This is a genomic window from Acinetobacter sp. WCHAc060025 (genome assembly GCF_004209355.1).
GTDB lineage: Bacteria > Pseudomonadota > Gammaproteobacteria > Pseudomonadales > Moraxellaceae > Acinetobacter > Acinetobacter wuhouensis.
On the sequence record NZ_SGSX01000001.1, the window covers coordinates 48458 to 71624 of the forward strand.

The 23167-nt window shown below is 39.2% G+C and carries 24 protein-coding genes; 13 read left to right on the plus strand and 11 right to left on the minus strand.

Annotated features, from left to right (window positions below; all coding sequences use genetic code 11):
- Positions 1-63 precede the first annotated feature (63 nt).
- On the plus strand, positions 64-999 hold the full coding sequence (locus tag EXE09_RS00270) for a lauroyl acyltransferase (protein WP_130115958.1): 936 nt from the start codon (positions 64-66) through the stop codon (positions 997-999).
- A 189-nt stretch (positions 1000-1188) separates the two neighbouring features.
- Positions 1189-1749, plus strand: a complete 561-nt coding sequence (locus tag EXE09_RS00275; RefSeq protein WP_130115959.1) for a hypothetical protein — start codon at positions 1189-1191, stop codon at positions 1747-1749.
- Between the two features lie 104 nt (positions 1750-1853).
- Here EXE09_RS00275 and EXE09_RS00280 read toward each other — a convergent pair whose 3' ends face one another.
- Complete coding sequence (locus EXE09_RS00280; protein ID WP_087552175.1) at positions 1854-2171, minus strand: hypothetical protein; 318 nt, start codon at positions 2169-2171, stop codon at positions 1854-1856.
- 311 nt (positions 2172-2482) lie between these two features.
- Positions 2483-3622, minus strand: a complete 1140-nt coding sequence (locus EXE09_RS00290) for an endonuclease/exonuclease/phosphatase family protein (protein ID WP_130115960.1) — start codon at positions 3620-3622, stop codon at positions 2483-2485.
- 189 nt (positions 3623-3811) lie between these two features.
- Between EXE09_RS00290 and asd the strand changes: the two genes are divergently transcribed.
- From asd to truA, 5 genes are all read left to right on the plus strand, one after another.
- Positions 3812-4930, plus strand: a complete 1119-nt coding sequence (asd, locus tag EXE09_RS00295) for an aspartate-semialdehyde dehydrogenase (protein WP_130115961.1) — start codon at positions 3812-3814, stop codon at positions 4928-4930.
- A gap of 161 nt (positions 4931-5091) precedes the next feature.
- Positions 5092-6612 carry a FimV family protein gene (locus EXE09_RS00300; protein WP_130115962.1) on the plus strand — a complete coding sequence of 507 codons (1521 nt, stop codon included), beginning with the start codon at positions 5092-5094 and terminating at the stop codon, positions 6610-6612.
- A 50-nt stretch (positions 6613-6662) separates the two neighbouring features.
- Entirely contained in the window at positions 6663-7961 is a 1299-nt protein-coding gene (locus EXE09_RS00305) for a hypothetical protein (protein WP_130115963.1), read from the plus strand.
- 79 nt (positions 7962-8040) lie between these two features.
- The gene (locus tag EXE09_RS00310) at positions 8041-9027 is read left to right on the plus strand and encodes an asparaginase domain-containing protein (protein WP_130115964.1); all 987 of its coding nucleotides are present in this window, start codon (positions 8041-8043) and stop codon (positions 9025-9027) included.
- A gap of 8 nt (positions 9028-9035) precedes the next feature.
- Positions 9036-9833 carry a tRNA pseudouridine(38-40) synthase TruA gene (gene truA, locus EXE09_RS00315; protein ID WP_130112004.1) on the plus strand — a complete coding sequence of 266 codons (798 nt, stop codon included), beginning with the start codon at positions 9036-9038 and terminating at the stop codon, positions 9831-9833.
- A gap of 100 nt (positions 9834-9933) precedes the next feature.
- Here truA and EXE09_RS00320 read toward each other — a convergent pair whose 3' ends face one another.
- Positions 9934-10944, minus strand: coding sequence for an AraC family transcriptional regulator (locus EXE09_RS00320; protein ID WP_068973707.1), 1011 nt, complete (start codon positions 10942-10944; stop codon positions 9934-9936).
- Between the two features lie 228 nt (positions 10945-11172).
- Between EXE09_RS00320 and infA the strand changes: the two genes are divergently transcribed.
- Positions 11173-11394: a translation initiation factor IF-1 gene (infA, locus tag EXE09_RS00325; protein WP_004718087.1), complete on the plus strand. Its 222-nt coding sequence runs from the start codon at positions 11173-11175 to the stop codon at positions 11392-11394.
- Positions 11395-11470: 76 nt separating this feature from the next.
- On the opposite strand, the gene EXE09_RS00330 is transcribed toward infA, so the two are convergent.
- Positions 11471-11839, minus strand: coding sequence for a lysozyme inhibitor LprI family protein (locus EXE09_RS00330; RefSeq protein WP_130115965.1), 369 nt, complete (start codon positions 11837-11839; stop codon positions 11471-11473).
- A 160-nt stretch (positions 11840-11999) separates the two neighbouring features.
- On the opposite strand from EXE09_RS00330, the gene EXE09_RS00335 reads away from it, so the two are divergent.
- Positions 12000-12407: a hypothetical protein gene (locus EXE09_RS00335; protein ID WP_130115966.1), complete on the plus strand. Its 408-nt coding sequence runs from the start codon at positions 12000-12002 to the stop codon at positions 12405-12407.
- A gap of 95 nt (positions 12408-12502) precedes the next feature.
- On the opposite strand, the gene leuB is transcribed toward EXE09_RS00335, so the two are convergent.
- From leuB to leuC, 4 genes are all read right to left on the minus strand, one after another.
- Positions 12503-13582: a 3-isopropylmalate dehydrogenase gene (leuB, locus tag EXE09_RS00340; RefSeq protein WP_130115967.1), complete on the minus strand. Its 1080-nt coding sequence runs from the start codon at positions 13580-13582 to the stop codon at positions 12503-12505.
- 40 nt (positions 13583-13622) lie between these two features.
- Positions 13623-14195, minus strand: coding sequence for a hypothetical protein (locus tag EXE09_RS00345; protein ID WP_068973711.1), 573 nt, complete (start codon positions 14193-14195; stop codon positions 13623-13625).
- Between the two features lie 124 nt (positions 14196-14319).
- Positions 14320-14970: a 3-isopropylmalate dehydratase small subunit gene (gene leuD / locus EXE09_RS00350; protein ID WP_068973712.1), complete on the minus strand. Its 651-nt coding sequence runs from the start codon at positions 14968-14970 to the stop codon at positions 14320-14322.
- A gap of 14 nt (positions 14971-14984) precedes the next feature.
- On the minus strand, positions 14985-16433 hold the full coding sequence (gene leuC / locus EXE09_RS00355; protein WP_068973713.1) for a 3-isopropylmalate dehydratase large subunit: 1449 nt from the start codon (positions 16431-16433) through the stop codon (positions 14985-14987).
- Between the two features lie 237 nt (positions 16434-16670).
- Between leuC and EXE09_RS00360 the strand changes: the two genes are divergently transcribed.
- Positions 16671-16919, plus strand: a complete 249-nt coding sequence (locus EXE09_RS00360; protein WP_171422349.1) for a DUF2061 domain-containing protein — start codon at positions 16671-16673, stop codon at positions 16917-16919.
- A 20-nt stretch (positions 16920-16939) separates the two neighbouring features.
- On the opposite strand, the gene EXE09_RS00365 is transcribed toward EXE09_RS00360, so the two are convergent.
- Positions 16940-17830: a hypothetical protein gene (locus EXE09_RS00365; RefSeq protein WP_228257125.1), complete on the minus strand. Its 891-nt coding sequence runs from the start codon at positions 17828-17830 to the stop codon at positions 16940-16942.
- A gap of 208 nt (positions 17831-18038) precedes the next feature.
- Here EXE09_RS00365 and EXE09_RS00370 point away from each other — a divergent pair, with 208 nt between their 5' ends.
- Positions 18039-18896, plus strand: coding sequence for a LysR family transcriptional regulator (locus EXE09_RS00370; protein ID WP_130111999.1), 858 nt, complete (start codon positions 18039-18041; stop codon positions 18894-18896).
- A gap of 113 nt (positions 18897-19009) precedes the next feature.
- On the opposite strand, the gene EXE09_RS00375 is transcribed toward EXE09_RS00370, so the two are convergent.
- Both EXE09_RS00375 and EXE09_RS00380 read right to left on the minus strand, forming a co-directional pair.
- Positions 19010-19252 (minus strand): DUF2789 domain-containing protein, encoded by a 243-nt coding sequence (locus EXE09_RS00375; RefSeq protein WP_068973718.1) that lies wholly within the window; start codon positions 19250-19252, stop codon positions 19010-19012.
- 178 nt (positions 19253-19430) lie between these two features.
- Positions 19431-20081 (minus strand): HAD family hydrolase, encoded by a 651-nt coding sequence (locus EXE09_RS00380; protein WP_130111998.1) that lies wholly within the window; start codon positions 20079-20081, stop codon positions 19431-19433.
- A 184-nt stretch (positions 20082-20265) separates the two neighbouring features.
- Between EXE09_RS00380 and EXE09_RS00385 the strand changes: the two genes are divergently transcribed.
- A complete protein-coding gene (locus EXE09_RS00385; RefSeq protein WP_068973720.1) occupies positions 20266-20766 on the plus strand; it encodes an RNA pyrophosphohydrolase in 501 nt (166 codons plus the stop codon).
- Between the two features lie 81 nt (positions 20767-20847).
- The gene (ptsP, locus tag EXE09_RS00390) at positions 20848-23142 is read left to right on the plus strand and encodes a phosphoenolpyruvate--protein phosphotransferase (protein WP_087552189.1); all 2295 of its coding nucleotides are present in this window, start codon (positions 20848-20850) and stop codon (positions 23140-23142) included.
- Positions 23143-23167 lie beyond the last annotated feature (25 nt).

A 23167-nucleotide genomic window follows, 5' to 3' on the forward strand; every position in this document is an offset into this window, starting at 1 on the left:
CTTTAAACCGCTTCATGCTACACTTCTTTCAGTTTCAATCACCCCCATATTTACAAAACTGCTATGAGTAAAAAGCATCAATACGAGTCTGGAAAGTTTTACTGGGCATTTTTGCATCCAAAATATTGGGGAATTTGGATCGCGATTGTATTTTTAATGATTTTGGCAATATTACCTTGGGCGTTCCAACATCGTTTAGCAACTTTGCTTGGTCATCTCGCATTTAATGGGCTGAAGTCACGTCGTGAAACCACCATTCGTAATTTAGAAGTCTGCTTTCCCGAATGGTCTGCGGAACAAGTTTTAGAAAATTCTAAACAAGTTTTTGTAGATCAAATGGTCGGCGTATTTGAAACACTCAATGCATGGTATGTACCACGATGGTTTAAAAATCGTGTGACCATTGAGGGTTTAGAACACATTCACCAAGCCAAAGCTGAAGGCAAAGGCATGTTGCTTTTGGGTACACACAGTACCATGTTGGATGCAGGTGGTTATCTTTGTGCGCAATTCTTTGAACCTGATGTGGTATATCGTCCGCAGAACAATCCTCTGTTGGACATGCTAATCTATCGTTGTCGAGCAACCATTTATAAAGCACAAATTGATCATGATGATATGCGTGGTTTGATTCGTCATCTCAAAGATGGGGATGCCATTTGGTACAGTCCAGATCAGGACTTCGGTTTAAAACAAGGTGTGATGGCACCCTTTTTTGGTGTGGAGGCTGCAACGGTTACTGCACATCGTCGTTTATTGAAAATATCCAAAGCAGTTGCGATTCCACTGTATTTTTATCGTCATGGTGATATTCGTAATCCAAAATATCATGTATTGATTGAACCTGCTGTTGAACCAATGCCGAGCGAGGATGAATTGGCTGATGCTATTCATGTCAATAAAATCATTGAAAATCAGCTTCGTATCGCACCGACTCAATATATGTGGTTCCACCGTCGTTTTAAAACACGCCCTGAGGGTTATGATAAGATTTATTGAGTTGGTTATTGTTTAGAATTGAAAGCATTTATATTCAAAATCAGGAGATCATCAAGATCTCCTTTTTTATTTTTGGATTAGTGTCCATTCCAAACGTACAAAAGCGTACTGTAGTCACAACATAAAATTCGCTAAGATCGTCAGCGTATAAAACACTAAAACTTAAAAACATGAAGGAAATATAAGACTATGCATATTTTTAATAAAATTCTTTTTATATCAATACTGAGTTCAAGCATTTTACTCATTGGCTGTGCAGATAAAAAAGCAAATACGGAACAAAATCAACAAACAAAAGAAAGCAGTACAACAACATCTACAGGAAATTGGCAAGCTAAAGCTTCAGAACTGAGTAGTGCAAATGCAACGGATATCAAATCAGATTTAGCACAGTTAAATCAAATCACCAATCAGTCCAACTCCCAAGCTTTACAACTTAGAGAACAAGCGCAAGCTGCAGCTTCTGATCCGCAAAAACTCAAAGAGGTTCTAAGCCATTCCAATGATATACAAAAAGAATTCCAACAAAAGCTGATGGGACTTCAATTAAAAAGTAGTGAAGTACAAAATATTCGTACACAAATGATTGATAACCTCCTTACTAGCCAAAAACTATATGAACTTTCAACTGCGCCGAATTTTGATATGAAAGCACCAAGTGAGGAATTTAAACAACTCAGTATGCGCACCATTGCGATCCAACAAAAAGTAGGTGCTGAATTAGATGCGATCAACCAGCAGTATCCTTAAAGATATTGGCGACATGAGACTCAAGCTCATGTCGCCGGCTTGGTTTGAATCTCTTAAAACCATTCTCAATCTAGCTTATTTTCAAGCTTGAATGATGGAAAATATCAGCCCTTCCAAACTCGAAAACGTGCCATTGCCCAAATCACATAAGGCCAAAAAATCATATTAACGATGGAATGGATACTATCCCAAATACGCCAATAACCTCGACCAAAAATATCAGCTCGGGCATTAAAAATTTCTATCACAAAGGCGAAAACAACCGTTACGATAATGGCGATATGTGATCTCAATTGTCTCTTGTGAATGGCTGCAACCACAAAATAAATGATTAGACCTGCGTAAATGAATAAAGCATCACTACTTAAACCTGTAAAATGTTTAAGGTTTTGTGCGTACTGTTGAATTTTAGCTAGAAACATAATCTCTCATTTTTATTTTCAATTCTAAATCGGATAAATTATATACCATAAATAAAGCTAACCCGAGTTCTGCGTCCTGCAAAACTCGGGTCTATGAGGTTGTGCTTTCAATCATTATTTTTATTCTATTTGGTTATCCATTCCAACATCAAATCCATGATGATTCATCCATCGACTTAGTCTTCCTTAGCGGGACATTTCCTTTCCCATTCCGTTTGTCGATGATTAAAGATTAAAGCGAATACAGATTTCATACCATCCGTTTAGAGACACAATCCTTGTACGAAATAGCTTACAAAAATCAATCAAATTCAGCCTTTATTGTCTGACAATTTATTTTCACCTTTATAATCCTGTGCAATTTCATCAGTGACAATTTTTTCTTCTTTCTCTGCTTTTTCGATGCCCTCTTGAATCGCTTCCTGAGCCTCTTGCTCATCCGCATCCGACTGTTCCAGTTCTTCTTGAATCTGCTCAAAAACACGACCCGTTTGCAGCGTAACAAAAATAGGGAAATGGTCTGATCCAATATGCGGCAATCGTTGCATCTGCACTAAAGCGAAGTCTGTACTATGAAATAAATGATCGAGCGACCATCTTAAAAACTTATAATCTGCATGGAAAGTATTGACATATTTACGCCCTACTCGTGGGTCAAGTAAACCACTAATCCGTTGAAATAGCCGTGTCGTCCGAGACCAAGCCACATCATTTAAATCCCCCATCACGATACAACTTTCATCCAAATCTTTAATTTGATCGCCGACAATGAGCAATTCAGCATCACGTAAAGTTGAATCTTTGGCTTCCGTTGGGCTCGGTGGTTTAGGGTGTAAACAATACAGTTTAACGGCTTGTCCTGATGGCAGAATCGCAGTGGTATGAATCGAAGGAATTTCATCACTCAGAATGAATTTGACATCGGTATCCACCAATTTTAATTTGCTATACAAATGCATGCCATACAAATTATCTAATGGCACAGGAACTCGATAGGGATAATCTTGCTCAATCACTTTTAAATAATTTTGCCAAGTTTGATCGGTTTCTAAGGTCAACACTAAATCAGGTTGAAACTTTTGAATGTGCTCAATCAAAAGATGATATTGATCATTCGGTGTGAGTACATTCGAAACAAGCACAGAAATCTGTTTACTCGAATCAAGTTGTTCTGATCGAACTTGAGCAACTTGTTTTTTCCATAGAAAGGTATAAGGCAAAACCATTTTCAATTGAAATGCTAAAGCCACAATCAACAACACAAAAATAATTTCTCGTTTTAAATCCCATTCCCCTTGCCAAAACAGCAGTAAAAAGAAAGCAATGATCCCGACAAACAAAATCTGTAAGCGTGGGAAATCTGCACCCCTGAACCACCATTCATCACGTGGGATCAATGACCAAAAACTCAGCCAAATCACGATTGCAGACAATATTTCTATCCAAATCATATTTTGTCACTCTTATATTCTTAATTTTTGAATGATTCATAAATTAATATCAATTTTGCATGTATCATAAACAAGATATATTGCACAATATAATTGTGTTTTCATTGTGTACGCTATTGCAGTTACACACTCTTTTGATACACTCAAGCCCCCTTTTTATTTTTTATTAACGCACCGAGGCAAAGTGACATGAAAGTAGGTCTGGTCGGTTGGCGCGGGATGGTTGGTTCCGTCCTTATGCAACGTATGGTTGAAGAGAATGATTTTGCTCATTTTGAGCCATTCTATTTCTCTACCAGTAACGCAGGTGGTGAAGCTCCTGCTTTTGGTGGTAAAACTGCTCCAGCACTTATGGAAGCGACGGACATTAGCAGTCTGAAGCAAATGGATGTCATTATTACCTGTCAAGGTGGCGATTATACCTCTGAAGTTTTTCCAAAGCTTAAAGCTGAAGGTTGGAACGGTTATTGGATTGATGCTGCATCTACATTACGCATGGATGATGAAGCGATTATCGTACTTGATCCAGTGAACTTGAATGTCATCAAAGATGGTTTAGTCAAAGGCACTAAAACATTCGTTGGTGGTAACTGTACCGTTTCATTGATGTTGATGGGTATGGGTTCATTATTCCAACAGAACTTGGTGGAATGGATGACTGCAATGACCTATCAAGCAGCTTCAGGTGCTGGCGCGCAAAACATGCGTGAGCTCATCACAGGCATGGGTTATTTATATAACAATACCAAAGACTTATTGGACGATCCTCGTTCTGCAATCTTAGACATCGACTCTAAAATTGCTGATTTACAACGTGGTGAAGGCTTCCCTTCTGCAAACTTCGGTGTACCACTTGCAGGCTCATTGATTCCATATATCGACAAACAACTCGAAAGTGGTCAATCAAAAGAAGAATGGAAAGGTCAAGTTGAAACCAACAAGATTTTGGGTAATCAACAGATCGTACCAATTGATGGTCACTGTGTTCGTATTGGTGCAATGCGTTGCCACTCTCAAGCTTTAACATTGAAATTGAAAAAAGATGTCCCGCTTGATGAAATCGAAGATATGATTCGTCAGTCTAATCAATGGGCTAAAGTAGTTCCAAATACCCGTGAAGCATCGATGACGGATTTAACACCAGTAGCAGTAACTGGCACACTTTCTGTTCCTGTAGGTCGTTTACGCAAATTGAACATGGGTAAAGAATATTTAGGTGCATTTACTGTTGGTGACCAACTTCTTTGGGGTGCTGCAGAACCTTTACGCCGTATGTTACGTATTTTAATCGATTATAAGAATGCGTAATTTCACAAAAAAGTATTAAACATTGAAAAAGCCGATCTATCTTGATCGGCTTTTTTATGTAACTATATTTATGTAACTCTTGTGTTAATAATTTGCATCTAGATTACATTTAGATATTGTATAATTTAAATGCGCGTACTTCGTCAGAGCAATGGACAGAGATGACCGGATATAACAAATTAAAAATTGCCATTTTAGCCATTATGACTTCGCAAACTGTAAATGCGATCACGATTGATCCGATTCAAGTTCAATCAGGAGCTGGGGAATTACTTTATGCGGAAATGAAGTTTAGTAATGCCAATCCGAATGACAAAATCGAAGCGGGTCTAGCCAGTGCGGATGATATTCAAAGTACTGGCGTGGCAACGCAAACACCTGGGCATTTAAACTTCTATACACGTCGTTCAAATGATGGCAGTGGTGTTATTGTCATTACTTCTTCACGCCCATTAATTGATTCAGAACTCAATATTTTAGTAAAAATCAAAGAAGGTAATGCCACTCATTTAAAGCAGATTAAAACACCATTGACTCGTGGTCGGAATAATGTTCCAGTACCTATGCTCAAAACTGCGGCAAATGAAAAACCGCTTATGCCTCAAGTGATTGTGAGTGAAAAAGATATTGCACTGAATTTACCGACGAGCACTCAATATAAAAGCAATGTGCCTCAAGCACCGTCAACAGCAAATACTCAAGTTGACACATCCCCTATGACCAACGCTCAACGCCCGCTCACAATCAGCGTTATTGCTCCACCTACTTTAAACACACCTTCTTTAAGCGCACCAACTTCAAAGATAGAAACAACGACACAAACTACAACAGTAGTGCCAGTCAACAATAACTCGGCTATTAAAAATGAAGTAGCCAAAACAGAAACACAAAAAGAGACAGCAACACCGGCTATTGCTCAAGCCCCTCGTCCACCAGAGCAAATTCAATCTGAAAAAATTCAAACAGATACAGTTCAAACGATAGAGACTCAATCACCTCAAAAAACAACTCCAGCACAGCAAGCCAAATCGCAGACTGCAAAGCCTGAAACTCATAAAGCTCAAAAAAGCGATAACAAGAAAAATGAAAATAGGAAAAACGAAAGTAAAAAAGTCGAGACCAATCAAGGCAATAATCAAAATCCTCAGCATATTGTCCAAGCAAATGAATCGCTATGGGCAATTGCGTCACGTATAGCCGCAGAAACCCATCAAAGCATCCCTGATGTGATGCGCCAAATCAAAGACAATAATCGGAGTGCTTTCATTCAAGGCGATGTCAATCGTATTCGTCGTGGAGCAGCACTCAACCTAGCTGCTAGTTATCAACAAACACCTCCGACAAAATACAAAGTCCCAACACAGGCACCTGTTGTTACTCAAAAACAGTCAGGAGCTGCAAAATATCGCTTAGATCAGGCAGAAATGAGCTTAGTTGCGGACAATGAACAAAATTCAGCCCAAGGTTCTGCAAAGAAAAATACTCAGATAAATCAAACAAATGCTGAACTTTCTACAAAAGTTATGACATCTCGTGAAAAAACAGTTAAATTACAGAAGAATGTGACTCAACTTGCTTCAGCTTTACAGCAAAAGAATCAACGAATTCAATTATTAAATGCACGATTAGCTCAATTGCAACAGCAATTAAAAGACAAAAGTGCAAATAAACCAAACAGTTAGAGTTGCATTAAAGGATATTAATTCATTGTACTCAATGAAGGGGAAATAAAATGTTGTTGTATGTGATTCCATTTGTTCTACTTTTGGTTGTCGCTATCGTTTTAAAGAAACGCGAAGACGCCAATAAAGAAAATAATAGCACCAGTGCGAAGAAAGCCAATAATAAAAAAACGGCTAAGAAGAATGTTGCTCGAACAGCACGTACAACACAACGACCACAGACCCAGGTTGTCGAAGATCCTGTTATCACTAAAAATGAACCTAAACCATTAAGCGCCGAACTTAAACAAAGCATTGAAAAACTGATTCAAGAAAAAAATTATTTTTCAGCTGAAGCAAAAATCAATCAAGCCTTAAATCAAGATAACTCCCAACATGAACTTTATCTGTATTTACTCGATGTTCATTTAGCACAAAATGATGAATTTGCTGTCAACCAATTGATTAATCATATTCGTTCATTGAATTTAGATGAAATCATTGAGCAAGCTGAAGCACGTCAAAAAGTCGCTGAAGCTGATCGCCCGATTGAATCAATTGCTTATGTTCCAACAACACCAGCAACTAAAGATACAGAAAATACAACAGCTTTTGATGCATTGATTGAGACTGATTCCGTATCAGAAATAACTCAACCTGAACCTACTGAGAATAAGATTGAATCACTAGAGTTTAGTGCTCCGACAATCACTGCACCAGCAACAGAAAAATCTCCAGAACCGATTCAACCCTTAGAGTTTACGCTAAACCCTACAACGCAAGAACCAGCGGAGACCGCAACTACAGCACCTGCTTTTGAAGCGACGCAACCTGTAGAAGTAGTTGAAGCTGAAACAGTGGTTCCGCTCGAATTTAGCTTTACACCGAATCAGGTAGAGCCATCAATTGAAAAGCCAACTGAAATTGCGCCTGAGTTTAAGCTTGATTTTGCAGAGCCTACACTCACTCCTGTTGTTGAAGAATCAGTATTAGAAGAATTAAAGCCATCTCATGAGGCTGAATTCAAACTCACACCAAGTAAAACCGAAACTCAACCGAGTTTCAGCTTTGATCTAGAACAAAAAACTGAAACTATTGAACAAGAAGTACCTGTTGCACCTACATTCAATTTAGATACATCAGGCCCTGCGACTGTAGCTATATCAGCCGAAGTAAATGATCCATTGGTCAAATCATTCCCTGAACTTGCAGAAGTGAATGAAATCCAGTTGAACTTAGATCTTGCTCAACAATATATTCACTTAGGTGCATATGCTTCTGCTCGAGAGTTACTCACCCAAGATGAAACAGCATATACACCTCAACAACGACAACAATCACAAACTTTACTCAATCAAATCGCGTCATAAACCAATTTGATTTAAGATAAAGCAGTCATTTATGGCTGCTTTTTTATTGTGGATATGGAAAATTACGAGCCAGAGAATCATGAATAAGAAAATTGCGCTAATTTACATGGGTGGAACTTTTGGATGCATTGGTGAACCATTAGCACCCATGCCAGAGACAGAGTTTATTCCTCAACTTAAACGTGTTCTCCCTCCTCACCTTAAAATCGAATGTTTTAAAGCACCCGGTATTAAAGACAGTAGTGCCTGTACTGCTATGGATTGGCTCAAACTGATTCAACAGATTCAAAGCTTGCAATTACAAAATTTCGAGCATTTTGTGGTAATTCATGGCACAGACACATTAAGTTATGCAAGTGCCACCCTATCACGCTTCTTAGGCGATTCATGCCATGTTGTGCTCACAGGTAGTCAATATCCTTTGCTGAATATTCAGGGAGATAATACCCGTGAATTTACCGATGCGATGGATAATTTAAATACTGCTTTAGATGCTGTAACAAAGCTCCCCGTTGGTGTTTATCTGGCTTTCTTCCACCAAGTTATCCATGCACGAACAGCTTTAAAAGCCCATAGCACAGCCTTAGATGCTTTTAGAGGACAAAAGGCTGATCAGAGTCTAAAAACAAATCAAGATGTTGTGAATGTTCAACTTTCACATCTTGAAAAAGCCAAGACCTTAAATATTCTCAATTGGATGATGATTCCAACTGAATTACAACAATTTGAAAATAATCTTGAAGCACTCATCCAACAAGCACCACATTTCTTGATTATTCAAGCGTATGGGGTTGGGAATCTTGCTGTAAATGAACGCATTATCCAACATTTTAAGTCACTACAAGATAACGGTTGCCAAATTATCTTGTCTACTCAAGTGCTATTTGGTGGTATGGATCAACGCTATGCGATCAGTCAATGGATTCAAGATTCTAAAATTTTAGTCAGTGATGCACTCAGTCAGGCAGATCTTTATGCCAAAATTTTGAAAATTTATTTACAATACCCGACTTCTGAACAATGGCACGATCATTGGTATGATCATTTAGACCATCAGCCTGAATAGAGGAAATTATGCAACGCTTTGCAATTGGTATTGAGTTTTGTGGTATGCGGTATAAAGGTTGGCAGACTCAACAGGCTGGCGTGCGTAGTATCCAAGAAACCATGGAAAAAGTGCTCAGTAAGATTGCTGATGAACCAATCATTCTACATGGTGCAGGACGTACTGATGCAGGCGTACATGCGACCAATATGGTGGCACATTTCGATACTAATGCGATTCGCCCAATACGTGGTTGGCTCATGGGTTCAAACAGTCAATTACCAAAGGATATTTCTATCCAGTGGATTAAAGAAATGGACATGGACTTTCATGCCCGTTTTAAAGCCAAAGCACGTCGTTATCGCTATGTCGTTTATCAGTCGGCAAATCGTCCAGCCTTACTACATAAACAAGTCACACATGCCTACTATCCTCTAGATGTAGACAAAATGATTGAAGCAGCACAAAAATTTGAAGGTACACATAACTTTGAAAGTTTCCGTGCAGCAGCTTGTCAGTCCAATCAACCTGTGCGTCATGTAAAACATTGCCGTTTGATTCGTCATGGCAATTATTTAGTGCTGGATATTCAAGCCGATGGTTTTTTACATCATATGGTACGCAATATCATGGGGTGCTTGCTTGAAGTCGGTCAAGGCTTGTATGAAATTGACCATATTGATGAAATTTTTGCTGCCGAAGATCGCAAGGCGGCGGGAATTACTGCCCCACCTGATGGGCTTTATTTCATCCATGCCGATTATCCAGAACAGTTTGAATTGCCGAAAATGCCTTTAGGACCACATTGGCTCAATATGCCTGAATAATATTTGAAGAAGAATGAGTATTTCATTGTGCATTTAATTCACAATGAAAGTCTCCCTCCCTATGGGAGGGATTAAGGGAGGGTATCTAGAATAGAGAGATTTAGCGCTGTTTACGTTTTCTATATTCCACAGGCGTCTCATTCGTCCAACGCTTAAATGCCCGATAGAATGTACTTGGCTCAGAGAAACCTGTTAGATACACAATCCGCTCCACACTCTCATTGGTATTTGCCAATAACTTCTTCGCAAGACGACAACGATAGTCTGAAAGAATCTGTTGAAAACTGGTATTGGCTTCCGAAAGCTGAGTACGTAAGCGACGCGGTGTAATACTGAGCTGTGCTGCAACCGTTTCAAGCGTCGTTTCACCGCTTTCAAGCGTTGAACCAATCGCACGGCGTACCTCACCAACCAAATCATAACGTGCAAGTTCTTGCAGCTTCTCAATCGCCAATTGCTCATGTAACTGCAATAGTTCAGGTTCAGCCTGCCACAATGGATAATCAAGAATCGATGGATCAAAATACAAGCGCGTTTCTTTTTGTCCCAAACTCACAGGACAGCCATACACACGATAATACTCACCATCAGATGCACCTTGCGTAAAATTAAAATCGATATAAATCGGTTCAAATCTTCCCTCAGTGATGAATTTAAAGAAACGTAAAATTCCAGAAATAGCACATTCTGAAAAATGACGATTGACAATATTTTCACCCCAAGGTTGTTCACCATTGGTCAGATAACAACGCCCTTCATCATCAACAATCAATTTAGCGTGAAAAGCATCACTGATCAGACGCTGATAAGCCAATGCACGCTTTAGACCTTCACCAAAGTTTTCACTGGAAATGAATAGGTGCTCGATGACCTGCCCTCGGTATAATGGCAAATGCTCACCAAGGTGCAATCCAATGTCAGGATCATTGCTGACTTCCTCAGCAGCCACCCAAAATGCAAACTGTGCATTCAATGGTGTACGTGCATTCTGATCAACTTGACCCAAAGCTACGCCTGCTTTTGATAATATTTCTTCTGTCGGCAATCCTGCACGACGGATCGCTTGATAGCCTAATCGTAAAACAACCGAAGCATCAGTTAGCTGACTCACGTAGTGCCCTTCCTTGTATGTTATTCATTTATACTTAAAACCTTTGATTTAGATTACCGTCGATTGACCAAACTGACAATATTTATCCACTTTTTTTTGTAGAAATTGTTTAACAATATGTTCGCCTATTTTCAAGTCATCTGCCACCTTGAAATACCGAATAATCTTGTTTTTCTATAAAAAATTGCCTATAATTTGCGCCTTTCCAATTTGATCATCAGGTAGGCTATGGCCAATAAAGAGGAACTTATCGAGTTCGAAGGCGTTGTCACCGAAACGCTTCCTAATACTATGTTCCGTGTGCGTTTAGAAAACGGTCACGAAGTGATTGCTCACATTTCTGGTAAAATGCGTAAACATTACATTCGTATTTTAACTGGCGATAATGTAAAAGTTGAAATGACACCTTATGATTTAACAAAAGGTCGCATTACTTATCGCGCACGCTAAGTTTTAGTGTAAGCAAAAGCCACATTTAAGTGGCTTTTTCATTATCAAACTTCCGTTCTCGTACCCAATCCTATGCTCAACGATCTAAAGCGATTGTTTGGCAAGTCTGTTCTTTACACATTGAAATCTGTGTATCTAGCCAAGTATTCCGTGTTTGCAAAGCATTTAAATGGCAACCAACTGCGTTCGATTTATCAATCTCACGCGCGCAAGTCGCATCACGTTGATTCATCCAAGTCAATTGAGAATACTGTAAATTCTTTTTCTGATTCGTTGTTAATTTTGCTCTGAGTTGTTGGTATTTCTGCTTTACTTCATTCTGTAATATTGTAAATTGCTTTTTACCACACTCTAGATTTTGAGTATCGCAGACCTGTGCAAAACCTATTGTAGGCAAAAAAGAGATCAGAAAATAACTACATCCAATCAATACAAACTTCTTCATGATTCAAATCCTTTGAACATTTCTTTTACAATTCATCAATCAATTGTCTTTAATATAATAGGTAAATATCTACAGACTTTTTGCTTATTTATTACACTAAGATGACACTTTATATAAATAAAGCAATGTTTTTTAATCAAACTCCGTAAAGGTGACCATCATGCAATTACCTCTACATTATCTGATCATTCTCATCGGTATCGGTTTAATCACTGGATGCCAAAGTCTGGATACGCGCCCTGCGGATTTAAATGCTTATCTACAACAATTTATTGGACAAAATAGTACTGATATTCAAAAGAGTTTAGACTTCAGCGCATTAGGATATAAAGTCAGCCAAACTGTAAAAGCCACGGATGATGAGCTGAGTTACACCATTCTTCGACCATTAAGCATCCCCGTATCTGGAGGAAATGCGACAGTCGGATCAAATGCAATGGGAGCACCTGTAATTCGCTATGATACAACTGCGATGCCAAGTTATGACGTTAATTTTAATTGCACAGTCACATTTAAGCTTAAACAACATATTGCAGAGTCTATACAATATAGTGGTCGAGCTTGTTAATACTAAAACTCAAGAAACCTGTTATAAGAAACAAGATTAAAAATTAAACCATAAAAAACGCAGCCCTAAGCTGCGTTTTTTGAAACCATTAAGAGTTAAGCAATAGCAGCAACAACAGCTTCGCCCATTTCAACTGTACCAACTTTGCTCATGCCTTCAGACATGATGTCACCTGTACGTAAACCTTGATCTAAAACATTGCCTACAGCATCTTCTATCGCTTTAGCCGCTGTTTCTTCACGGAAGGTATAGCGAAGCATCATCGCCACAGAAAGAATCGTTGCAAGTGGATTCGCCACGTTTTGACCTGCAATATCAGGGGCAGAACCATGACATGGTTCATACATACCCTTACCATTTTCATCCAATGATGCAGATGGCAACATACCAATAGAACCTGTCAACATCGCAGCTTCATCAGAAAGGATGTCACCGAATAAGTTACCTGTCACAATCACGTCAAATTGTTTAGGCGCACGAACCAACTGCATTGCTGCATTGTCCACATACATGTGTGAAAGATTGATATTTGGATACTGCTCTTCTTTCATTGCAGTCACAGTTTGTTTCCAAAGCTCAGTCACTTCAAGAACATTGGCTTTATCCACTGAACACACTTTACCACCACGAAGATTTGCCATTTCAAAAGCAACTTTGGCAATACGTTTGATTTCAGATTCAGCATAAACATCGGTGTTAAAACCTTGTTTTTCACCATTTTCAAGTTCACGAATACCACGTGGTTGACCGAAGTAAATACCACCAGTCAATTCACGAACGATCAAAATATCTAAACCAGATACAATTTCAGGCTTTAAACTTGAAGCATCAGCCAATTGCGGATAAAGAATCGCAGGACGTAAGTTTGCGAATAGATTTAATTCACTACGGATTTTTAATAAACCACGTTCAGGACGGATTGAGCGCTCAATCGTATCCCATTTAGGACCACCAACTGCACCTAAAAGAATTGCATCGGCTTTTTTCGCTTGTTCAGAAGTTACCTCTGGATAAGGTGAACCATGTGCATCAATCGCAGCACCACCCAATAAACCATGTTCCCACGTCAAACCTAAATTAAATTTTTCATTGACACGTGTAAGTACTTTTTCAGCAGTGGCAACGATCTCTGGACCGATACCATCACCTGCCAAAATCAAAATTTGTTTAGACATTTGTAGTTCCATTTGTATTCAGCATAGTGCTGATGTGAGATTAAATCTTTTGTTCAATAAATTCGCTCACACCTGTCACCGCATTATGTGGGCGACAGAAACGGCGAATCGTTCGTTTTTCTTGAATCATATCGACACACAAAGGTGTCGGCGCAGAAACATTCAGCAAACTGCCTGAACCTTGACGTGTTCTTTGACGATACATTTTGAATGTATATTGTTGATTCGCTTTAAAATCATGAATCACATGGAACACTTCTGCATGTTGTTTGGTAATGGGATAAAACCGAATCACCATTTCATATTGCTGTGGTGGAATCGTCAGATAAACACCATTACGATCTAAAGGTTCACCTGTCAGTTTCAAATAACCTTTGTTAATCGCCTTACGATTCGCACGCTGCCCATGTTCTTCTGTAATGATCAAATCATTTAATCTGGCAAATTCACAATGTTCTGCACCTGAACAATAAACGGTTACAGTATTTAGGCTTTGATGCTTCAAACCAGCTTTGTTGATTCTGACCTTATCAATCATTTGACTTGACTGACACGCACTTAACAACAGGCTCAATATTGCAATTAAAACACTACTGCCTAAAAACTTTGTCATTATTCAGTCCCAACCCTTGCGCACCACATCAACATATCTTTTGTTATGTTCCGCATGTTAGCAAGAGTTAGGCATTCACGCTATGCATAAATGTTTATCAATAACTTAAAATTCAATTTGAAATTTAGCCTTGAATTTCAGCAAATACCCAAGGACGAGCCGCTTTGGTTTTTTCTTCATAAGCTCGAATATCATCCGCAGCTTGCAAAGTTAAACCAATATCATCCAAACCATTTAATAAACAATGTTTACGGAATGGATCAACTTCAAATTTGAATGCTTCGCCATTTGGTGTACGTACCTCTTGCGCTTCCAAATCAATAGTTAACTGATAGCCTTCATTGGCAAAACACTCTTTAAATAACTGATCCACAATCTCTTCAGACAAGATCACTGGCAACATGCCATTTTTAAAGCTGTTATTGAAGAAAATATCTGCATAACTTGGCGCAATCACGGTACGGAAACCATATTCTTCCAATGCCCACGGCGCATGCTCACGGCTTGAACCACAACCAAAGTTCGCACGTGAAATCAAGATAGAAGCCCCTTGATAACGTGGTTGGTTCAAAGTGAAATCAGGATTTTTAGGACGTTTTGAATTGTCCTGACCTAAAAAGCCTTCATCCAAATAACGCAATTCATCAAATAAGTTTTCACCAAAACCTGTACGTTTGATGGATTTCAAAAACTGTTTTGGAATAATTAAATCTGTATCGACATTGGCACGGTCTAAAGGTGCAACGATACCTTGTTCAACGGTATATTTTTTCATGATCCATGCTCCTATTAGAATGTACGCACATCAACAAAATGACCTGCGATTGCCGCCGCAGCTGCCATTGCTGGACTCACCAAATGGGTACGACCACCATTGCCCTGACGACCTTCAAAGTTACGGTTAGACGTCGATGCACAGTGCTCACCTGGTTGTAATTTATCCGCATTCATTGCCAAACACATTGAACAACCTGGTTCACGCCATTCAAAACCAGCTTCAACCAAAATTTTATCCAAACCTTCTGCTTCTGCTTGTGCTTTAACTAAACCAGAACCCGGAACAACCATCGCTTGCTTAATTGTTGAAGCAACTTTTTTGCCTTTCGCAACTTCTGCTGCTGCACGAATGTCTTCAATACGTGAGTTAGTACATGAACCGATAAATACGCGGTCTAATTGAATATCTGCCAATGCCTGACCGCCATTCAAACCCATATATTGATAAGCACGTGTCCAGTCATTACGCTGTACATCATCTTTCGCCTGTTCCAAGGTAGGAACAGCTTGTGACACAGGAATCACCATTTCAGGAGACGTTCCCCACGACACTTGCGGTTCAATCTCTTCACCTTGTAAAACTACAACTGTATCGAAATGTGCGCCTTCATCAGAAACTAAAGTATTCCAATACGCCACAGCAGCATCCCACTGTTCGCCTTTCGGTGCATACGGACGATCTTTTACGTATTCAATGGTTTTGTCATCGACAGCAACCATACCCACACGAGCACCACCTTCGATTGCCATATTACATACAGTCATACGACCTTCGATCGACATATCACGGAACACTTGACCACCGAATTCAATCGCATGACCTGTACCACCAGCAGTGCCTATTTTACCGATAATGGCTAATACGACATCTTTTGGTGTTACGCCTTGACCTAATTTACCGTCAACACGTACCAACATGTTTTTCATTTTCTTTTGAACTAAGCACTGGGTTGCCAATACATGTTCAACTTCTGATGTACCAATCCCATGCGCCAAACAACCGAATGCACCATGTGTTGCTGTATGTGAGTCACCACAAACCACGGTCATACCTGGTAAAGTTAAACCTTGCTCAGGGCCAACTACGTGTGCAATCCCTTGGCGTACATCGTTAATGTCGAATTGAACCACATTAAAAGTTTTACAGTTGTCATCTAAAGTTTGTACTTGGATACGTGAAGTATCATCTTCGATCCCTGCAATACCTTCCGAGCGCTCTTTGGTCGACGTTGGTACGTTATGGTCAGGTGTTGCCACGTTGGCACTTAAACGCCAAGGTGTACGACCTGCCAATTGCAAGCCTTCAAACGCTTGTGGAGACGTTACTTCATGCAATAAATGACGGTCGATATAGAGTAATGCAGAGCCGTCATCGCGTTGTTTTACTAAGTGGTCATCCCACAATTTGTCATACAACGTTTTTGTATTTTCAGTTTTTGCTTTTTGGTTTTCGCCTGCCATGTCGATGCGCTCCACTGGACTGGGTAATTCTTTCATTGAAGTCGATTATAACCGTGTTTTTACATAAATCTAATTTATCATTTTTATTAATTTAAAAACTTTTTGGAATTACTTTGTGTTTTTAAGTATTCTAAATATCAACTTAATTCACAAATCCAATCATCACCAATTAAAAATTCTCTTTTACATTTTAAATGATAATGATTATTATTTAATTAACTTCTAATCTTTGTGGTGATGATCATGGCACGTATTCAAAATTTTGTTCAAACCAATCAACGAATTTTCAAAAAAACCTTAAGTTATTACATTATGCACATCACTGTCGCAATGATGGTGGCTTATGTTATTACAGGAAATCTATGGATGGCTATCACATTAAGTTTAGTTGAGCCAACTGTACAAGCTGTTGCATTCTTCTTCCATGAGAAAATTTGGAATAAAAGAGATCAAAAGTTGGCGCAAGCTGCAGAAGTCAACGCTTAAACAAAATAAATGAGGAGGTGTCAATCACCACCGCCTCCTCCGCAACTACTGCAACTGCTACAAGAAGACGAAGAATCTGAACTATTAGAAGAATGATTTGAGTCATGAGATGACCCCGAACTTGTGCATGAAGTAGTCATTGAAGAGCATGCTGTTGTCGAGTTTGATGAACAGGAAGACATGGCTTGATCATTGGGAATCGCCGAGGTCGCACTCATTTGTGTATACAGTGCAATCAGAAAAGGTAAACTGAAAATCAAACCCTGTTCCCAACGAATGTGTGCATCGACTTGAAATATTCGTGGCAAAATATGCGTTTTTTGTGGATCTAATCCATGTATATGACATGCAGCCTGCCATGTATTTGCCAGTTGTTGTCGCTGACTGATTTTCTGTGAATCTGTCGGAGCTTGCTCATGAGGTTTGTGAATTAAGTGATAACCTAAAAAAGTTTCACACATGACACGGTAATAGCTGTCATATTCCTCGATCAGTAAATGCCACAATGCATCTACAGAATGAGACGGCATCGCATAGGCTTGCTTGATCCAAATATGTAATGCCAAATAATCTTTAAATCCATCCTCGATATGTTTATACGATGTCACACTGATATTTGGATGTCTTTTTCTAAATGCTGTCCAGATATAATCAGGGATTTGGAAACTTTCTAATTCTTTCATTTTAGTTATTCGATTGAATCTAGCTCTTAACCAAAGCAATGTAATAACTTCCGTAATGATGATAGGAATATACCACTTTAAAAAATACAACAAACCAAAGCCAATGCTATTTAGAATAATGAGTGTGGTAAAAAATCTCAGCCATGATGCAGTATAAGTGCTTCTTGAAAGCTGTTTAAAATAATGAATCGATGTCATTGTTGGTGGATTTAGAACTGTTCTATTCAAATAGTTTTCCTTTTGTTCTTTTTATAGACTGACTATAAATGAAATGAGACCAAATCATATAGCAAAAACTTGTATATAAACTTTTCATAAATTCTAAAAACAAGCTGTAAAACCAACCAATGAAAAAAACTTAAAATTTACTTTGATTTATTCTTAAAATTTCTAAATAATAAATTACGCATAAAATTTCTTTATGGATGGATAGACAATGAATTTAGCAGCCTTTGAAGCTTTCGTAAAAGTAATGGAAACAGGATCTATTTCCATGGCAGCAGAACATCTGTTTATTACCCAACCTGCTGTCACCAAACGAATACATAGTTTAGAAGAATATTTTGGCGTCAAACTTTTTGAGTCTGCGGGACGTGGTGTACAAGCGACGCATGCAGCACATTCACTATTGCCTAAAGTTAAAAGTTGGTTAAATGAATTAGGTGACATTCACCATACACTAAGCCATGAACAAGGCGAAGTCCGTGGAAAATTAAAGATTGGTACTAGTCACCATATTGGTTTGCATCATTTACCACAGCATTTAAAAAAATATGTTCAACAATTTCCTGAAGTGAAATTGGATGTGCATTTTGTCGATTCGGAACAAGCGCATGAACAAGTACTTGCTGGTGATTTAGAGCTTGCATTCCTTACACTTCCGCCTCAAGGTGATGAGCGTCTGAGTTATATCACCATTTGGAATGATCCTTTGGTTTTTGTGGTTGCACCATTTCATCCACTTGCACAAAAGAAGAATCTCAAATTAGAAGACTTAATTGAATATCCAAGTTTACTGCCTGCTGCACAAACCTATACCAGTCAAATCACCTTGGCGGAATTTGAAAAGCAAGGTCTAAAACCGAAGATCACCATGAGCAACAACCCACTTGAGTCGATTCGCATGTTGGTTTCGATTGGGCTAGGCTGGTCTGTTTTACCTAAGACTTTGCTCAATCAAGACTTACATCAGCTCGATATTCCTTTTGAAATGAATCGTCAATTAGGCATGGTCTGGCATCCTGCGCGTACACAATCACGTGCGGTGCAAGAACTGATTGAAATGATGAAGTAGTTTTAAATACTTAAAATGCCGAGCAATCTTTAAACTGCTCGGCATATCACCCATACAAATAAAACCGCACTTCTCTAGAAATGCGGTTTTTGAATCATCAGAATCTCAATATTTTATTTCACAGAGTCTTCATGTAATGACTCATTCAGTTGATCTACAACAAGTGCCCATTCACCGTCAGACTTAATCTTTTCAGCTAAAAATTGGCGTTGTGATTCTGACCAGATATTGGCTTGGACAATAGTTGTATCTGCATCTAACTGATGGGTTTCGATAAATTTTGCAATTCCCGCTTCACTTGAATCCAAACCCAGTTGTTCAAATAAATTAGTCATTCTTGGACGTGTTTGGCTCATTTTATTTTCTCCAGCAGTTTCTAAAAAATTCTAAAACCAACATAGCATTTTTATTTTTAAAATGAAGCACAAAACCTTTATTTATAAAAATAATTACAAATCTCAGAATTTAAATTTTGAAAATAAAAAACAGCACCTCAGTGCTGTCATTCATCTACTTCATCAATAACACAATCAATCAAATTGACCAGTCTTGAATTTCCCAAGCCTGCTCTTTCGCCAAAGTTTCTAAGCGATCATCTGGGTTGATGGCAAAAGCATGATCTGCATATTCCAACAAGAAACGATCATTGATTGAATCAGAATAAGCCCATGACTCAGTCACATCACGCCCCTCAAGCCATTGATCCAAACGCGCCAATTTACCTTGTTGATAACATGGAATATTGGTCACTTTGCCTGTGTATTTACCATCTTTGACTTCAGCATTGGTGGCAATGATTTCTGTAATACCAAATTCACGAAAAATCGGTGCAGTAATAAAGTCTGATGTTGCAGTAATCCCAACCAATTCATGTCCTGCATCTTTATGGCGTTGAATCGCCGCAAAACCTTTAGGACGCATTTGTGGACGAATCACTTTTTGCATAAATAACTGATGTAGCTCAGTTAAGTATTCATTGTCATGCTGAGTTAAAAATTCAAATACGAATTCATTATAAGCAATCGGGTCAAGTTGCCCTGCTTTGTAATCTTCATAGAACTTGTCATTCATGGCACGGTGATGGACTGGATCAACCAAGCCTTCATTGACTAAAAACTCGCCCCAAGAATGGTCAGAGTCGGTATTTAATAAGGTGTGATCTAGGTCAAACAACGCCAATTTCATGAAAATACTCGTTCAAACTGAAATTTAAGAAAAAAATTGTAAATCTATCACCGCTAGTCGATAGAAATTCGGTAAGATCATAGCAATTTTACAACATTATTACTTTGACTTTATCGAGTTGGACAAAAGAGTGTGTGTCCCCATATATAAAGTCAAATGAAATTAACAATTTTTAGGTAGCCAAATGATCGACTCAGAAGGTTTCCGACCTAACGTCGGGATCATTTTGGCAAATGATATTGGACAAGTGTTATGGGCAAAACGCATTGGTCACAATGCATGGCAATTTCCTCAAGGGGGGATCCAGTTTGGAGAAACTCCTGAGCAAGCTCTTTATAGAGAACTACGAGAAGAAGTTGGGCTCCTACCCGAGCACGTCCAAATAATCGCCCAGACAGATGACTGGTTGCATTATCGTTTGCCGCTTCGATACATTCGCTCGGATTCCGATCCGATTTGTATTGGACAAAAACAGAAATGGTTTTTACTCAAACTGACAGCTTCAACGAAACATATTCAGTTGAATTTGTCTGACCCGCCAGAATTTGACCAATGGCAATGGGTGAGTTACTGGTACCCGCTTGGTCAAGTGGTGAATTTTAAACGTGATGTTTATCGTAAAGCGATGATGGAGTTATGCATGCAGATGCCACAGCATGGTGCTGAAATTTCTTCAAAAATTTGAATGATTTTTCAAAACAGTGCTGTTATAAATAATTGCAAATGAAATCGCGTTAAACCGAACATAAATAAGGAGCATACCTTCATGTCGAACATGCAACTGGACACCCTAAGACGCATTGTGCAAGAAATCAATGCGTCCGTCAGTTTGCATGAGTCTTTAGAAATTATGGTCAGCCAAGTTTCTGAAGCAATGCATGTCGATGTATGCTCGATTTATCTTTTAGATGAACGAAATCAACGTTATGTGTTGATGGCGACTAAAGGTTTAAACCCAGAATCTGTAGGCAATGTTTCATTGCAACTCGGTGAAGGCTTGGTCGGCTTAGTCGGTCAACGTGAAGAAATTGTCAACTTAGACAATGCCTTTAAACATGAACGCTTTGCTTATTTCCCTGAAACAGGGGAAGAAGTCTATAACTCTTTCCTTGGTGTTCCAGTCATGTACCGTCGTAAAGTGATGGGCGTGATGGTGGTTCAAAATAAAGAATCTCAAGATTTTAGTGAAGCCGCTGAATCCTTCCTCGTCACATTATGCGCGCAACTTTCGGGTGTCATCGCACATGCACATGCTGTCGGGAATATTGATGTTTTCCGTAAGCCGAGCAGTTCATCCAACTATAAAACTTTCCAAGGTTCATCTGGTGCAGGTGGTATTGCTTTAGGGCGCGCCATTATTCTTTACCCGCCTGCGGATTTGGCAGCTGTGCCAGATCGTGATGCTGATGATATTAGTGAAGAGCTTGAACTTTTAGATCGTGCCATTTCTGATGTCCGCACTGAGATTCAATCCCTCGACGATAAAATGCAAGACTCACTCATGGCTGAAGAACGAGCGCTATTTAGCGTGTTCTTACGCATGTTAGATGAAAATGCTTTACCGAGTGAAATTAAAGAAATTATTCGAGATGGTAGTTGGGCACAAGGTGCTGTAAAGCATGTCATCGACCGTCATGTCGCACTCTTTGCGCAAATGGAAGATGACTACTTACGTGAACGCGTGTCTGATTTAAAAGATCTAGGGCGTCGAATCTTAGCAGCACTACAAGAGGGCGATACCAGTCATAAAGAAATCACGTCTGAAAGTATTTTAATCGGTGAAGAAATCAGTACTGCAGCACTGGTTGAACTCCCTGTCGATAAAATTGCCGCGATTGTCACGTCTGAAGGCGCTGCCAATTCACACATGGTGATCGTAGCACGTGCGCTCGGTATTCCAACAGTCGTTGGCGTGACTGAATTACCTGTAAATACCCTCGATGATGTTGAAATGATTGTCGATGCTTATCAAGGTCGTGTGTTTGTAAATCCACCACGGCGTTTACGTACCCGTTATAAAGAGATTCAAAAAGAAGAAGAGCAAATCGCCAAAGATTTAAAGCAATACGAAACCAAAGATTCGATTACACCTGATGGTGTTGCAGTCAAATTGTATGTCAATACAGGCTTGATGATTGATGTGGTGCGTGGTGTACAGCGTGGTGCCAAAGGGGTTGGTTTATATCGCTCTGAAATTCCGTTCATGCTCCGTGAACGCTTTCCGGGTGAAGAAGAACAACGTGCGATTTACCGTCAACAGCTCAGCCACTTTGCCAATAAACCTGTGGTCATGCGGACACTGGATATTGGTGCAGACAAAGACTTACCTTATTTCCAAATTGAAGAAGAGAACTCTGCTTTGGGATGGCGTGGGATTCGTTTCACACTCGATCATCCTGAGATTTTTTCGTCGCAAATTCGTGCCATGCTCAAAGCCAGTATTGGTTTGAATAATCTGCATATTTTACTGCCAATGGTGACCAGTGTCAGTGAAGTTGAAGAAGCGCTTTATCTGCTTGAACGAGATTGGATGGCGGTTCAGGAAGAAGAACAAGTTAAAATCACCAAACCTAAAATCGGGATTATGGTCGAAGTACCCAGTGTGCTTTTACAGATTGGTGAATTTGCTGAACTGGTGGATTTCTTCTCAGTGGGTTCGAATGACTTGATTCAATATTTACTTGCAGTTGACCGTAATAACCCCCGTGTGTCGAGTGTGTATTCTCACTTCCACCCTTCTGTACTACGTGCCTTAACGCGTTTGGTTCAGGAATGTCATAAGTATGACAAACCGATCAGTATCTGTGGTGAAATGGCGGGGGATCCGCTGTCTGCAATTTTACTCATGGCAATGGGTTTCAATACCTTGTCGATGAGTTCAAGTAATATTCTTCGTGTGCGTAAAGCGATTTGCCATGTCTCGATGACAGATGCTCAGAAGCTTTTGGAAGAAGTTGTGGCGATGAACAATCCACTGATGGTGAAAAGTTGGATGGAATACTATTTCCGTCATCATGGTTTAGCAGATATGGTGAAATCGAATCGTTTGGTCAATGTTTAATTTGAAGGTTTATTTTTAAGTTAAA